This is a genomic window from Actinoplanes sp. NPDC051851 (genome assembly GCF_040681165.1).
Taxonomy (GTDB): domain Bacteria; phylum Actinomycetota; class Actinomycetes; order Mycobacteriales; family Micromonosporaceae; genus Actinoplanes.
Window position 1 is genome coordinate 66,125 of record NZ_JBFAYF010000002.1, and the last position, 14,254, is coordinate 80,378.

10 protein-coding genes are annotated in these 14,254 nt (G+C 69.2%); 8 read left to right on the plus strand and 2 right to left on the minus strand.

The annotated features are described in order from the left end of the window. Window positions 1-28: 28 nt before the first annotated feature. Window positions 29-1,615, minus strand: coding sequence for an alpha/beta hydrolase (locus AB0M08_RS02835; protein WP_364487345.1), 1,587 nt, complete (start codon window positions 1,613-1,615; stop codon window positions 29-31). A gap of 220 nt (window positions 1,616-1,835) precedes the next feature. Here AB0M08_RS02835 and AB0M08_RS02840 point away from each other — a divergent pair, with 220 nt between their 5' ends. The 3 genes from AB0M08_RS02840 to ligD are packed head-to-tail and all read left to right on the plus strand — an operon-like array spanning window position 1,836 to window position 6,323. Continuing rightward, complete coding sequence (locus tag AB0M08_RS02840; protein ID WP_364487348.1) at window positions 1,836-3,620, plus strand: sensor domain-containing diguanylate cyclase; 1,785 nt, start codon at window positions 1,836-1,838, stop codon at window positions 3,618-3,620. 14 nt (window positions 3,621-3,634) lie between these two features. Beyond that, on the plus strand, window positions 3,635-5,347 hold the full coding sequence (locus AB0M08_RS02845) for an acyl-CoA dehydrogenase (RefSeq protein ID WP_364487351.1): 1,713 nt from the start codon (window positions 3,635-3,637) through the stop codon (window positions 5,345-5,347). A 10-nt stretch (window positions 5,348-5,357) separates the two neighbouring features. Continuing rightward, window positions 5,358-6,323 (plus strand): non-homologous end-joining DNA ligase, encoded by a 966-nt coding sequence (ligD, locus tag AB0M08_RS02850; RefSeq protein WP_364487354.1) that lies wholly within the window; start codon window positions 5,358-5,360, stop codon window positions 6,321-6,323. Here ligD and AB0M08_RS02855 read toward each other — a convergent pair. Beyond that, window positions 6,320-7,357 carry a LacI family DNA-binding transcriptional regulator gene (locus AB0M08_RS02855; protein WP_364487357.1) on the minus strand — a complete coding sequence of 346 codons (1,038 nt, stop codon included), beginning with the start codon at window positions 7,355-7,357 and terminating at the stop codon, window positions 6,320-6,322. The two genes, ligD and AB0M08_RS02855, sit on opposite strands and share 4 nt — an antisense overlap. Before the next feature lie 260 nt (window positions 7,358-7,617). On the opposite strand from AB0M08_RS02855, the gene AB0M08_RS02860 reads away from it, so the two are divergent. The 5 genes from AB0M08_RS02860 to AB0M08_RS02880 all read left to right on the plus strand — a co-directional run bounded on the left by AB0M08_RS02860 (window position 7,618) and on the right by AB0M08_RS02880 (window position 14,102). Beyond that, complete coding sequence (locus AB0M08_RS02860) at window positions 7,618-8,916, plus strand: extracellular solute-binding protein (protein ID WP_364487360.1); 1,299 nt, start codon at window positions 7,618-7,620, stop codon at window positions 8,914-8,916. Next, window positions 8,916-9,836: a sugar ABC transporter permease gene (locus AB0M08_RS02865; RefSeq protein ID WP_364487363.1), complete on the plus strand. Its 921-nt coding sequence runs from the start codon at window positions 8,916-8,918 to the stop codon at window positions 9,834-9,836. Before AB0M08_RS02860 ends, AB0M08_RS02865 begins: the two co-directional genes overlap by 1 nt. Continuing rightward, window positions 9,833-10,684, plus strand: coding sequence for a carbohydrate ABC transporter permease (locus AB0M08_RS02870; protein ID WP_364487366.1), 852 nt, complete (start codon window positions 9,833-9,835; stop codon window positions 10,682-10,684). Before AB0M08_RS02865 ends, AB0M08_RS02870 begins: the two co-directional genes overlap by 4 nt. 39 nt (window positions 10,685-10,723) lie before the next feature. Further along, window positions 10,724-12,250 (plus strand): alpha-N-arabinofuranosidase, encoded by a 1,527-nt coding sequence (locus AB0M08_RS02875; RefSeq protein ID WP_364487369.1) that lies wholly within the window; start codon window positions 10,724-10,726, stop codon window positions 12,248-12,250. 202 nt (window positions 12,251-12,452) lie between these two features. Further along, entirely contained in the window at window positions 12,453-14,102 is a 1,650-nt protein-coding gene (locus tag AB0M08_RS02880) for a beta-1,3-glucanase family protein (RefSeq protein ID WP_364487372.1), read from the plus strand. Window positions 14,103-14,254 lie beyond the last annotated feature (152 nt).

The following is a 14,254-nucleotide window of genomic DNA, read 5'->3' on the forward strand; positions in this document are numbered from 1 at the left end:
GAATGCTCATCACCGGAGACTAGCCGGGCTAACCGTCCAGCAGCGCCCGCAGGCGGATGGTGTCGTCGACGGACCAGCCCGGCGGTGGGGCGACCGTCGCCCACCCGTCCACCGTGGCCGCCTTGTAGACGTGGCCGTGCCCGGTCGGCGCCTTGTTGGCGAAGAGCAGGTCGCAGGTGGTCTGCCAGAACGTGATGCCGGGATACCAGTGCATCGCCGGGGTGACGTCCGGACCCCGCTCGCCGCGGAGCCACGCCGGGCGTTTCCAGAGCAGGTCCCAGTTCCACCAGACGATCGGGTCGGACGAGTTCTGCAGGTAGACCACCTTCGGCTGGGTGCCGGCCCGGTTCCGCAGTTCCTCGGCGGTGTCGGCGAACTCCACCGGCAGGGACGGGTAGACCGGATCCCAGACCGGCGTGCCCGGAGCGCGTGCCCGGGTGAGCGCGTGGTGCACCGGGTTCGCGAAGGTCGGTCCCTCCAGGAGGATGCCGTCCGCGCCGTCGACCAGGTTCCGTGCGGTGCCGAACGTCGCCTCCAGCCCGTACGTACCCAGGCTCTCCCCGAAGAGCAGCAGCTTGGGCCGGTGCGCGGCGGGCATCGCGGCCCACCGGTCCCGGACCGCGGTGATCAGCGCGGAGGCGGCGTCCACCACCTCGGACCGGTCGCCGAGGAACGCGATCCAGCTCGGCAGGTACGAGTACTGCATGCTGACCAGCGCGGTGTCCCCGGCGTACATGTACTCCAGCGACTGGGTGACCCGGTTGTCCACCCAGCCGGTGCCGGTCGGGGTGAAGACGGCGACCACCGCCCGGTCGAACGCGCCGGTCCGGTCCATCTCGCGGACCACCAGGGCGGCCCGCTCCTCGACGGTGTCCGCGGAGTCCAGCCCGGCGTAGAGGCGGATCGGCTGCGCGGCGGGACGACCGGCGAAATCGGTCAGCTGCCCGGTGGTCGGGGAGCCCGCCACGAAGTTGCGGCCCTGCCGGCCGAGCGAGTCCCAGGAGACGTCCGATCCCGGCCCGCCGGACCGCAGTCCGGAGGCGGGCACCAGCACCCCGGTCCCGGTCCCGTCGTTGACCACGGCGGCCGTCCGGTCGGCGACCGCGAACAGGTGCGCGATGAGCAGCCCGTCGAAAGCGCCGTAGCTGAGCACCGCGACCACCAGCGTGCCCGCGCAGTACGCCGCCCGGTCCGGCACGATCAGCCGGAACACCTGGGCGCACCCGTGGGTGGCCAGCCGGAGTGCCCGGGCGATCAGCAGCAGTAACGCGAAGGTGAGCAGGCTCGCCCCGACGGTCCGGACGATGTCGATCTCCTGGGCCGGGGGCAGCCCGAGCCGCAGGCGCACCTCACGCTGCCAGCGGGTGCCGAGCCAGAGCGAGACGGCGAGCAGCGGCGGCAGGATCGCGATCAGGATCCGCCAGGCGAAGCGGCTCTCCCAGCGGATCCGGACCAGCGCGCCGATCGCGGTGCCCAGGGCGTACCCCATGGCGGCCGTGATGCCGGCGATCACGCCCTGCAGGAACCAGGCTCTGGGCAGCAACGACGGTGTGAACGAGAGGGTGTGGAAGACGACGGCGGTGCCGGCGCCGGTGATGCTGAGGCCGGACCGCATGATCCGGGGGCTCGTCCTCTCCGGAGCCGTCCCCTCGGGGGATCGCCGGGGCATCGGGATGCGGACACGGAGTGGGGGTGCGACCACGGGTCTGGGCATGCGGTGCTCCGATCATCGATCGGTTCCTTCCCCCATCATCACGGGTCGATGCCCCTCCGCGCTGTCCCGTTTTGGTTGAGTGACGCCCCGGCGTGCCGATGACTACCGTGAGGAGGACGCCATGCGGGTGCGGAACTGGATCGCGGTGCTGGTCAGCGTGATCCTGCTGGCGGCCGCCGGCACGGTCGCCCTGCTGGTCAACCGCTCGGCGGTGAGCGCCGCCGACGCGGTGCACCGGGCCGACAGCACGGCGCTGGGCGCGAACAACGCGACGCTCACCGGCCAGCTGCAACTGCTCTCCGCGCAGGAGCTGGCCGAGGTCCTCGCCGACTATCCGCTGCGCCTGGCGAAGGCGGACACCGCCGATCGGGCGATCCTGACCGCCGCGGCGGCCAAGAGCACCACCTTCCAGTACGGCCTGATGCTCACCGACCTCGACGGGAACGTGCTGACCGCGAGCCGCGACTCGGGGCTGCCCGCCCAGGACGACGCGGCCTGGGCGCCGATGCGCGAGCAGTTCCGGGACGGCGCGACGACCGGCTTCTCCGGCGTGATGATCGTGGACAACATCACGGTCGCGGCGGTCGCCGTGCCGGTGACGGTGGCGGGGACGGTCAGCGGATACCTGGTCGGGCTGAACCAGATCGCCACCACGGCGCTGCAGAAGTACACCGCGGAGCTCTCCGACGACGCGTACATCACGGCGATCGTGGACAGCTCGGGGCGGGTCGGCGCGAGCAGCGTGCCGGACCTGATCGGTGGCTCGCTCAACGAGGCGATCGACCCGTCGCTCGGCTCGGGCGCCACGCACTTCGTCGAGTACAAGGCCGGGAAGACCGCGATGATCGCGATCGTGGTCGGCGGGCTGCCCAGCGGCTGGTCATACGTCCGGACCCAGAGCAAGTCCTCGTTCGACGGCGCGGTGCACGGCCGCAGCCAGACCCTCAACGTGGTGCTGCTGCTCGTGGTGCTGATCGGCATGTCCGGCGTCTCGCTGCTCGGGTACCGCACGCTGATCCAGCGCCGCCGGTCCGACCAGCGCTTCCAGGCCCTGTTCCAGCACGCCCCGGACCTGGTCGCGATCCTGGACGACCAGGGCCGGATCATCTTCACCAGCCCGAGCTCGCACGCGGTCCTCGGGTACGAGCACGGCTCGCTCACCGGTCAGAGCGTCTTCGACATGCTGCACCCGGACGACCAGGAGGGGATGCGGGCCCGGCTGGCCGCCCTGCTCGCCGACCAGTCCGGCGTGCTGCGCCTGCAGTGCCGGGTCCGGTCGGCCACCGGGCACTTCCGCTGGTTCGACTTCACCGCCTCGAACCAGATGCAGAACCCGGCCCTGAACGGCATCGTGATCAACGCCCGGGACGTCTCGGAGAACCGGGCCTTCCAGGAGCGACTGGCCCACGAGGCCCAGCACGACGCGCTCACCGGCCTGCCGAACCGTCGCCGGATGCAGGATGTCCTCGGCACCTCGCTGGGCCGGATCCCGGTGGCGGTGCTCTTCGTCGACCTGGACGGCTTCAAGCCGGTCAACGACGAGCACGGCCACGAGGCCGGCGACGAGCTGCTGCGCCAGGTGGCGGACCGGCTGAGCGGCTGCATCCGGGCCGGTGACGTGCTGGCCCGGGTCGGCGGCGACGAGTTCGTGGTGCTGATGCCGGGGCAGATCTCGCCGGCCGCGGTGGAGGCGACCCGCAACCGGGTGCGCCAGGTGGTCGAGCTGCCGTTCCGGATCGCCGGCGCGGAGATTCACATCGGGGCGAGCGTCGGCGTGCACATGGCCACCCCGGCCGAGGATCCGGACGCCGCGCTGCGGGCCGCCGACCACGCGATGTACGAGATCAAACGCGGTCGTCAGGCTTCCGGGCATACCGGTCGGCATCGCGCTACCGACCGGAGTTGATGCACACTGAGTGCATGAACTCCACGGTGCTCTCCCGGCGGGATCTCGACTTCCTGCTCTACGAATGGCTGAACGTCGAGTCGCTGACCGCACGGGAGCGGTTCGCCGAGCACTCCCGGGAGACGTTCGACGCGTTCCTGGACGTCTCGCAGCGGATCGCCGAACGGGACTTCGCTCCGCACAACCGGGCGAACGACCTGCATGAGCCGACCTTCGACGGCAACCGTGTGGAGACCATCCCGGAGGTCGCGAAGGCGCTCCAGGTCTTCGCCGAGTCCGGCCTGATCGGCGCGACCATGGACGCCGAGTACGGCGGGCTCCAGCTGCCGCAGGTGGTCCAGCGGGCCTGCTTCCTCTGGTTCCAGGCGGCGAACACGGCCACCTCGGCGTACGCGATGCTCACCTCGGGCAACGCGCACCTGCTGCTGGCGCACGGCACCGAGGAGCAGAAGCGGACGTACGTGCTGCCGATGCTGGAGGGCCGGTTCACCGGGACGATGTGCCTCTCCGAGCCGCAGGCCGGGTCCTCGCTGAGCGAGGTCACCACCCGGGCGGTCAAGCAGGCGGACGGCACCTACCGGGTCACCGGCGGCAAGATGTGGATCTCCGGCGGGGACCACGAGCTGAGCGAGAACATCATCCACCTGGTCCTGGCCCGGGTCGCCGGTGCGCCGGCCGGGGTCAAGGGCCTCTCGCTCTTCATCGTGCCGAAGCGGGACCCGGCGACCGGCGAGCGCAACGGCGTCACGCTGGCCGGGCTCAACCACAAGATGGGCTACCGGGGCACCACCAACGCGGTGCTGGCGTTCGAGGACGCGGCCGGTGAGCTGGTCGGCGAGGAGGGTCGCGGCCTGCAGTACATGTTCCACATGATGAACGAGGCGCGGATCGGCGTCGGGTCGGGCGCGGTCGCCCTCGGTTACACCGGCTATCTGCACGCCCTCGACTACGCCCGCGAGCGCGAGCAGGGCAGGCCTCCTGCCGCGAAGGACCCCGCGGCCCCTCCGGTGCCGATCATCAAGCATTCCGACGTACGCCGGATGCTGCTGGCCAGCAAGACGTACGTGGAAGGCGGTCTTGCTCTGGTTCTCTTCGCGGCGAAGTTGCTGGACGAGCCGTCGGCGGAGAACGACCTGCTCCTGGACGTGCTGACCCCGATCGTGAAGGCCTGGCCGTCCCAGTGGTGCCGCCTCGCCGACGACCACGCCATCCAGATCCACGGCGGCTACGGCTACACGCGGGAGTACCCGGTGGAGCAGTTCTACCGGGACAACCGGCTGAACTCGATCCACGAGGGCACCGACGGCATCCAGGCGCTGGACCTGCTCGGCCGCAAGGTGACGATGAAGGGCGGCGCGGGCCTGGCGCTCCTCCTCGATCGCGTCGCGGCCGCCGCCCGGAAGTGCCCGGAGATCTCCGGCCCGGTCCTCGATGCCTGCGAGCGGCTGAAGCGGACCACGGCCAAGGTCTGGGCGAGTGGTGATCCGTCGACCGCGCTGGTCAACGCCACCGCCTACCTCGACGCCGCCGGTCACCTGGTGGTCGCCTGGATGTGGCTGGAGCAGTGGAACGCCGCGGCGGGTAAGGAGGGCGACTTCTACCAGGGCAAGCGCGTCGCGGCCCGGTACTTCATCACCCACGAACTGCCCCGGATCAACCCGATGCTCGACCTGCTCGACTCGGGAGACACCCTGCTTCTCGACCTCGACGACGCCTGGTTGGGTTAGTTTCAGAGGCATGGCCTCTCCCGCCACGGTCGTCGAGGCCGGTGACTACGAGGTCCGGGTCTCCAACCCGGATCGGGTCTACTTCCCCGAGCTCGGGGTCACCAAGCTCGACCTGGTGCGGTACTACCTCGCGGTGGGCGACGGGATCGTCCGCGCCCTCCGCGAGCGGCCCTGCATGCTGCACCGGTTCCCGGACGGACTGGCCGGCGAGAAGGTGCACCAGAAGCGGGTGCCGAACGGCGCGCCACCCTGGCTGGAGACGGTCCGGGTCACGTTCCCCCGGTACCACCGGCACGCCGACGAGCTCTGCGTGACCAAGCCGGCCGACGTGATCTGGGCGGTGCAGATGTCCACCGTGGAGTTCCATCCGTGGAACTCGCGCCGGGCCGACACCGAGAAGCCGGACGAGTGGCGGATCGACCTGGACCCGATGCCGTCATGCGGCTTCGACACGGTGCGGCGGGTCGCCGGAGTGGTCCACCAGGTGCTCGACGAGCTCGGCATGGTCGGCTACCCGAAGACCTCCGGCGGCAGCGGCCTGCACATCTATGTGCGGATAAGGCCGGACTGGGGCTTCGATGACGTCCGCCGGGCCGCCCTCGCGTTCGCCCGCGAGGTGGAGCGGCGCGCGCCGGACGACGTGACGACGACCTGGTGGCGCAAGGACCGGGATCCCCGGGCGGTCTTCGTCGACTTCAACCAGAACGCCCGTGACCACACGATCGCGAGTGCGTACTCGGTCCGCGGGGTGCCGACGGCCACGGTCTCCACTCCGGTGGACTGGTCGGAGATTCCGGATGTGGACCCGGCGGAGTTCACGGTGCGCACGGTTCCGGCCCGATTTGCCGCGAAGGGCGACCTGCATGCCGGAATCGACGCGATAAATCACGACATATCACCGTTACTGGCATGGGCGGACCGTGACGCCGCGGCGGGCCTCGGCGAGGCGGAGGCGGAGGCGGAGGCGGAGGCCTAGGGCCGAGTCCGCGGCTGGCGACCCGCAGTGCTCTCCCGGATCACCAGACGATGCGGAGCCCGCACCTCCAGGCCCGGCGGCGGGGTAGGGCTGCCGATCCGCAGCAGGAGCCGCTCCACCGCGGTCGTCGCGATCATCTCCTTGTCCGGTGAGATCGTGGTGACCGACGGGTTCGAGTACGCCCCGTCCTCGATGTCGTCGTACCCGATCACCGCGACGTCCTCCGGCACCCGCAACCCCCGGGCGATCAGCGTGTGGATCGCCCCGAGCGCCACCAGGTCCGAGTAGCAGAAGACCGCGTCCGGTGGCTCCGGCAGGTCCAGCAGGTGGGTCATCGCCCGCGCGCCGTCGAGCCGGTTGAACCGGGGCGTGCTGATGATCAGGTCCTCGCGCGCGGTCAGCCCGCGCGCCGCGAACGCCTCCCGGAAACCCCGGGTGCGCAGCTGGGCCGCCTCGCCGGTGGCGTACGGCTGGTCGCCGATCGCGGCCACCCGGGTCCGGCCCAGGTCGAGCAGGTGCTCGGTGGCCTGCCGGGACGCGGCGACGTCGTCGATGCCGACGTGGTCGAAGGTCCCGTCGCTGGTCCGCTCGCCGAGGATGACCAGCGGCAGGTTCGGGTCGTGGTCGGCGAGGGCGTTCTGGTCGAGGCCGAGCGGGCTGAAGATGACGCCGTCGAAGAGGAGCCGGCGGGAGCCGTGGGCGATGAACGCGCGCTCGTGCTCGGCGTCGCCGTCGGTCTGGTCGATCAGAACGTTATAACCGCGTTCCCGTGCCGCACGGATCACGCTCTGCAACAACTCGGAGAAGTAGGGGGTGTCCAGGTACGGCACCACCAGCGCGATCTGCCCGGACCGGCCCTGTGCCAGGTTCCGGGCCAGTACGTTGGGCCGGTACCCGAGCTCCTCCACGGCTTTCTGCACCCGGACCCGGGTCCGCTCGGTGACGTTGGCGTAGCCGTTGACCACGTTGGAGACGGTTCTGCTCGACACGCCGGCCAGTTCGGCCACGTCACGAAGCGTGACTTCTCGACGCAATGATGCCCCCTCTGCCTGCGCCAAGTTTCCGGCAGGTTACCCCTTGCCGTCGATTGGCCGTCCGTGCATGCTGTTTTGCAGCGCTGCAAAAGCGTAGCAATATGAGACGACGCGCAGCGAAAAAGAGAGCGTACGGCCGGACCCCCGGTGTGCCAGCACCGGAGGCCGGCTCTCTGACCCGATCAACTGGATACGAATTTTGTGAGGACCCAGTGAACGTGCGTAACCCTAGTCTACGGCGGGGTGCACGGCGATCAGTTGTGGCGACCGTCGCCGCCTTCACGGCCCTGGCCGTGGCGGCGTGCAGTGGTGGCTCCGACGCCGGTACCGACAAGGCCTCCGGTCCGACCACGGTGAAGGTGTGGGCGTGGTACCCCTCCTTCCAGAAGGTCGTCGACCTCTACAACAAGACCCACACCGACATCAAGATCGAGTGGACGAACGCCGGCGCGGGCCAGGACGAGTACACCAAGCTGCAGACCGCGCTCAAGGCCGGCAAGGGCGCGCCCGACGTGGTCATGCTGGAGTTCCAGGAGCTCCCCACCTACCAGCTCACCAAGCACCTGGTGGACATGGGTGAGTACGGCGCCAACGACCTCAAGAGCAAGTACGTCGACTGGGCCTGGAAGCAGGTCAGCACCGGCGACAAGGTCTACGCGATCCCGGTCGACTCCGGCCCGATGGCGATGCTCTACCGCGAGGACCTCTTCAAGCAGTACGGCCTGACCATCCCGAAGACCTGGGACGAGTACAAGGCCCAGGCCGAGAAGCTGAAGACGGCGTCGTCCGGCAAGGCGTTCATGACCGACTTCGGCGCGAACGACGGCGGCTTCCTGACCGGCCTCAGCTGGCAGGCGGGCGCGAAGCCGTACACCTATGACACGGCGAACCCGTCGAACATCGGCGTGACCGTGAACGACGCGGCCACCAAGCAGGTCCTGACGTACTGGGAGGGCATGGTCAACGGCGGTCTCGCCGACACCAAGGCCTACGGTACGACCGACTTCTACAGCGGTCTCGGCTCCGGCAAGTACGTCACCTACCTGGCCGCCGGCTGGGGCCCGGGTTACCTGGCGAGCGTGGCCAAGACGACCTCCGGCAAGTGGCGCGCGGCCCCGCTGCCGCAGTGGACCGCCGGCGCGAACGCGCAGGGTGACTGGGGCGGCTCGTCGTTCGCGGTGACCGACCAGGCCTCGGACAAGGAGGCCGCGTCCAAGGTCGCCATGGAGATCTTCGGCGCGGACAACACCGACGCGTGGAAGATCGGCATCGACGAGGCCTATCTCTTCCCGACCGCGACCCCGGTCCTGGAGTCGGACGCGTTCCTCAAGAAGGAGTACGAGTTCTTCGGCGGCCAGACGGTCAACGACGTCTTCGTCCCGGCGTACAAGGCGATCGCGCCGTTCTCCTGGAGCCCGTTCAACAGCTACAACTTCAACCAGTTGACGACCGGCCTGAACCAGGCGATCGAGAAGAAGAGCTCCTGGACGGCCGCGCTCGACACGGCGCAGACCAACATCACCCAGTACGCCACCCAGCAGGGCTTCAAGGTTCAGTAATGACGCAGGTGCACACCCGGTCCGCGGCCGCTCCGGCGGCCGCGGGTCCCGCGGCCCGGAACAAGGTGAGTCACGCCCGTGAGGCCCTGACCGGGTGGATCTTCGTCCTCCCCTTCGTGGTCCTGCTGGTCGCCTTCCTTCTGCTTCCGATGGCGTACGCGCTCAAGCTGAGCCTGTACCGGTCCACCCTGATCGAGGGGGAGCACTTCGCCCTCTTCGAGAACTACACCCAGGCGTTCCAGGACCCGCTGGTCCGCCAGGGCGTGCTCCGGGTGATCATCTTCGGACTGGTCCAGACGCCGGTGATGATCGGTCTGGCGCTGCTCGCGGCGCTGCTGATCGACCACGCGACGTCGCGGTTCTCCCGGATCTTCCGGCTGGCCGCGTTCGTGCCCTACGCCGTGCCGGTGGTGATCGGCACGCTGATGTGGGGCTTCCTGTACAGCAAGGACACCGGCCCGCTCAGCTTCCTGGGGGTCGACTTCCTCTCCGGCGGCACGGTCCTCGCCTCGCTCGGCAACATCGTGACCTGGCAGTGGGCCGGGTACAACATGATCGTGCTGTACGCGGCGTTGCAGGGCCTGCCGCGCGAGGTCTACGAGTCCGCCAAGATCGACGGTGCCGGGCCGGCCCAGATCGCCTGGCGGATCAAGACCCCGATGATCTCCTCGGCGATCATCCTGGCCACGCTCTTCACCATCCTGGGCACCCTGCAGTTCTTCACCGAGCCGCTGATCCTGCAGCCGCTCAACCCGGGCTCGATCACTCAGCACTACACGCCCAACGTGTACGCCTTCAACCAGGCGTTCTCGTTCCAGCAGTACAACTACTCGGCCGCGATCTCGTTCCTGCTCGGAGCGGTGGTCTTCGTCGGGTCGTACATCTTCCTCTTCGCGACCAGGAAACGGAGCGCGCTGTGAGCACGAAGAACGAGCGCGCCGGGATCGTCCCGCACATCGTGATGGGCGTGATGGCGATCTACTTCCTGCTGCCGTTCTGGTGGCTGCTGGTCGCCGCGACCAAGAGCAACGACGGGCTGTTCCAGTCCGCGCCGCTCTGGTTCGCCGACTTCCACCTGATCGGGAACCTGAAGACGGTCTTCACCCAGGAGAACGGCATCTACCTGGTCTGGCTGCGCAACTCCGCGCTCTACGCGGTGGTCAGCGGGCTCGGTGCGACGGTGGTCTCGGCACTCGCCGGGTACGCCTTCGCCAAGCTGCGCTTCCCCGGCCGGACCAAGCTCTTCGCCCTGCTCCTCGGTCTGATCATGGTGCCGGCCACCGCCCTGGTGCTGCCGACCTACCTGCTGATGTCGCAGGCCGGGCTGGTCGACACGGTCTGGGCGGTGATCCTGCCCTCGCTGCTCAACCCGTTCGGGGTCTACCTGCTCCGGGTCTACACCCACGAGTCGGTGCCGGACGAGATGCTCGAGGCGGCCCGCATCGACGGCGCCGGCGAGCTGCGGGTCTTCACCAGCGTCGCGCTGCCCGCGATGCGGCCGGCCCTGGTCACCGTGCTGCTCTTCTCGATGGTCGCGTCCTGGAACAACTTCTTCCTGCCGCTGGTGATGCTCAGCGACGACCACCTCTTCCCGCTGACGGTCGGGCTGCGCACCTGGTACATGTCGGCGATCCTCGGCAACGGCGGCGAGGCCCTCTTCAACGTGATCGTGACGGGCGCCCTGGTGGCCATCCTGCCGCTGATCGCCGCCTTCCTCCTTCTTCAGCGTTACTGGCGCGGTGGCTTGACCATCGGCGCCGTCAAGTGACGTCTTCTCCTCCCCCAGCGCTTCGTTAAGGACACCGAAATGCTCCGTGCGCGTGTCGCATTGAATCCGGCTGCCGTCGTGGCCCCCGTCAACCGCCGTACCTTCGGCTCGTTCGTCGAGCACATGGGCCGCTGCGTCTACACCGGCATCTACGAGCCCGGGCACCCGAGCGCGGACGAGGACGGCTTCCGCGGCGACGTCCTGGCGCTGGCCCGCGAGCTCGGTGTCACGATGGTCCGTTACCCCGGCGGCAACTTCGTCTCCGGATACCGCTGGGAGGACGGCACCGGCCCGGTCGAGAAGCGCCCCCGCCGGCGTGACCTGGCCTGGCGGAGTATCGAGACGAACCAGGTCGGCATCGACGAGTTCGCCAAGTGGGCGGAGAAGGCCGACGTCGAGATCATGTACGCGGTCAACCTCGGCACCCGCGGCGTCCAGGAGGCGCTCGACGTCCACGAGTACGTCAACCACCCGGAGGGCACCGAGCTCTCCGAGCGGCGGCGGGCGAACGGCGCCGAGAAGCCGTACGGGATCAAGCTCTGGTGTCTCGGCAACGAGCTGGACGGACCCTGGCAGACCGGCCACAAGACCCCGGAGGAGTACGGTCTGCTCGCCGCCTCCACCGCCCGGGCGCTCAAGTCGGCCGAGCCGGACCTGGAGCTGGTGGCCTGTGGCAGCTCCAGCTCGACCATGCCGACCTTCGGCTCGTGGGAGTCGACGGTGCTGGAGCACGCGTACGACGTGGTCGAGTACGTCTCCTGCCACGCGTACTACGAGGAGTACGACGGCGACCTGGGTTCCTTCCTGGCCTGCGCGGTCGACATGGACCACTTCGTCGACAGCATCGTCGCCACCGCGGACGCCGTCGGCGCGCGCCTGAAGAGCAAGAAGAAGATCAACCTCTCGTTCGACGAGTGGAACGTCTGGTACCTCTCCCGGTTCCAGAGCGCGCCGCTGCCCGAGGAGTGGAAGGTCGCACCGCCGGTCATCGAGGATCAGTACAACGTGGCCGACGCGGTGGTGGTCGGCAACCTGCTGATCTCGCTGCTCCGGCACAGCGACCGGGTCACCGCCGCCTGCCAGGCCCAGCTGGTCAACGTGATCGCCCCGATCATGACCGAGCCCGGCGGACCGGCCTGGCGGCAGACCATCTTCCACCCGTTCGCCCGGACCGCCGCGCTGGCCAAGGGCGACGTGCTGGAGACCCGGATCGACAGCCCGACCTACGAGACCGCCCGGTACGGCACCGCCCCGCTGGTCGACGCGGTCGCCACGCACGACCCGGCCACCGGCGACGTGGTCCTCTTCGCGGTCAACCGCGACCAGGAGAACCCCCTGGAGCTGACGGTGGACCTGTCGGCGTTCGGCGGGAACCTGACGGTCGCCGACTCCTGGACCCTCACCGACGACGACCTGCGCGCGAGCAACACCCGTGACGAACCGGAGCGGGTCACCCTCCGCCCCACCGCGGAGATCCCCACCGGCGGCCTCACCGTCGACGGCGGCACGATCACCGCGACGCTGCCCCGCGTCTCCTGGACCGCGCTGCGCCTGACCCGGGCCTGAGCCCCGTTCGCGGGTGGGCCGGGGTGTCGAGCGTGCCCCGGCCCACCCGTGGGCGGCTTCCGGAGAATTCTGCCGAAGAAGTGTTATCGGCCGCGGCGAAACTCGTCGCGGAACTTAGTCATTAAAGCAACCTTAAAGACCGCACCGGCACCATTGAATTCTCTCCATAATGGGCGCGCCCCGTCGTCCCCCTGGAGGAAAGATGCGCCGGAAGAGAAGTCTGATCCTGGCCTCGGTGACCGTCGTCGCCGCGCTGGGAACCGCCTGGTTCGCGCTGCCCGCCTCGGCCGCGTCGGCCACGGCGTCCCTGCGTACGGTCTCGGACTGGGGGACCGGCTGGCAGGACGAGGTGGTCGTCACGAACGACGGCACGTCCGCGATGTCCTCCTGGAAAGTCGAATTCGACCTCCCCTCGGGCACCACGATCGGCAGTTTCTGGGAAGGCCAGATGACCGCCGACGGGAGTCACCGGACATTCACGAATCGTAGTTGGAACGGCACGATTCCGGTCGGCGGAACGGTGACGTTCGGATTCATCGGCTCGGGTGCCCAGCCGACCGGCTGCAAGCTCAACGGCCAGTCGTGCGACGGGACGCCCGGCGGCACGACGGCGACCACGGCCCCGGTCGCCGCCACGACGGCCGTCGCCCCGGCGGTCACGGCCACGAAGACCGCGACCGCTACCGCGACGGCCACCACGGCGGCGACGAAGACCACGGCCGCTGCCGAGGCCGGGACCGCGACCTCGATCCCGCCCGCCGAGGCGCTGCTGCCGGTCACCGTGACGAACAAGACCGGCCGCTCGGACGCGGTCCACCTCTACGTGCTCGGCGTCAACCTGGACACCGGCAGGCTCGGCTACGTGAACAAGGCCGGCGCGTTCACCGCCTGGACCGGCGGCGCGGCCGTCCCGGTCGCCGCGCCGGACGTCTCGATCGACGGCCCGGCCACCGGCGGGAGCACCACGATCAAGGTGCCGCGCAACATCTCCGGCCGGCTCTACTTCTCGTTCGGGAAGAAGCTGGACTTCCGGCTCACCACCGACGGCCTGGTCCAGCCCGCGCCCTGGGCGTCCGGCGACCCGAACCACGACATCCTCTTCGACTGGAGCGAGTTCACCGTCAACTCGTCCGGTCTCTGGCTGAACAGCTCGCAGGTCGACATGTTCGCGATCCCGCACGTGGTGAGCGTCCTCGGCGGCAGTGGTACCACCTCGTCGACCGGTGCGGTGGTCTCCGGCGGCCGGCAGAAGGTGATCAACGCGATCAAGGCGGACGCCGACTTCGCCAAGAGCGTGGTCACCGCCGCCGACGGCACCGTCCTGCGCGTCCTCGCCCCGGGCAAGGCGGCCGAGGCGGGCCTGATGAGCGCGACCTACCTGGACTCCTACATCTCCAGCGCGTGGAGTGCGTACACCGGAAAGAATCTGACCGTGGTCCCCTTCACGGATCAGCCGAGCGTCAGGTACACCGGGCGCACGACGGGTGACGTCATGAACTTCACCGACACCTCGGGCAAGGTCGTCGCCTCGTTCACCAAGCCGTCCAGTGCGAACGTCTGGGGCTGCGACGGCGCGCTGGCCGCCCCGAACGACCAGGTGGTCGGCCCGATCGCGCGGACCCTCTGCGCCGCCCTGCAGCGCACCACGCTGGGCCGGCTCGACACCCAGCCGAGCGGCACCGCGAGCGACTTCTATCAGGGCAGTCCCACCAACGTGTACGCCAAGGCGATCCACGCGAACATGGCCGACGGCAAGGCGTACGCGTTCGCCTTCGACGACGTGCAGAACCAGGAGTCGCTCGTCCACGACGGTGACCCGCGATCGGCGGGCATCACTCTGACGGCTTTCTGAACAGCGCGGCTGTATATCGACGGGGTTCGCTGTCTCGGGCAGCGGGCCCCGCTCCGCATGGTGGGACGAATCACTCCATCGCAAAACGCAATCTTAGATTTCGCGGCAGTGCTGGTGGCGTGCCGTGTGGATCGTCCGGAGGCCGCAGAGGA

Excerpts from the sequence above, each read along its gene's own strand:
- AB0M08_RS02835 (WP_364487345.1), bottom strand. The coding sequence starts at position 1,615 with ATGCGGTCCGGCCTCAGCATCACCGGCGCCGGCACCGCCGTCGTCTTC.
- AB0M08_RS02840 (WP_364487348.1), top strand. The coding sequence starts at position 1,836 with ATGCGGGTGCGGAACTGGATCGCGGTGCTGGTCAGCGTGATCCTGCTG.
- AB0M08_RS02845 (WP_364487351.1), top strand. The coding sequence starts at position 3,635 with ATGAACTCCACGGTGCTCTCCCGGCGGGATCTCGACTTCCTGCTCTAC.
- ligD (WP_364487354.1), top strand. The coding sequence starts at position 5,358 with ATGGCCTCTCCCGCCACGGTCGTCGAGGCCGGTGACTACGAGGTCCGG.
- AB0M08_RS02865 (WP_364487363.1), top strand. The coding sequence starts at position 8,916 with ATGACGCAGGTGCACACCCGGTCCGCGGCCGCTCCGGCGGCCGCGGGT.
- AB0M08_RS02875 (WP_364487369.1), top strand. The coding sequence starts at position 10,724 with ATGCTCCGTGCGCGTGTCGCATTGAATCCGGCTGCCGTCGTGGCCCCC.
- AB0M08_RS02880 (WP_364487372.1), top strand. The coding sequence starts at position 12,453 with ATGCGCCGGAAGAGAAGTCTGATCCTGGCCTCGGTGACCGTCGTCGCC.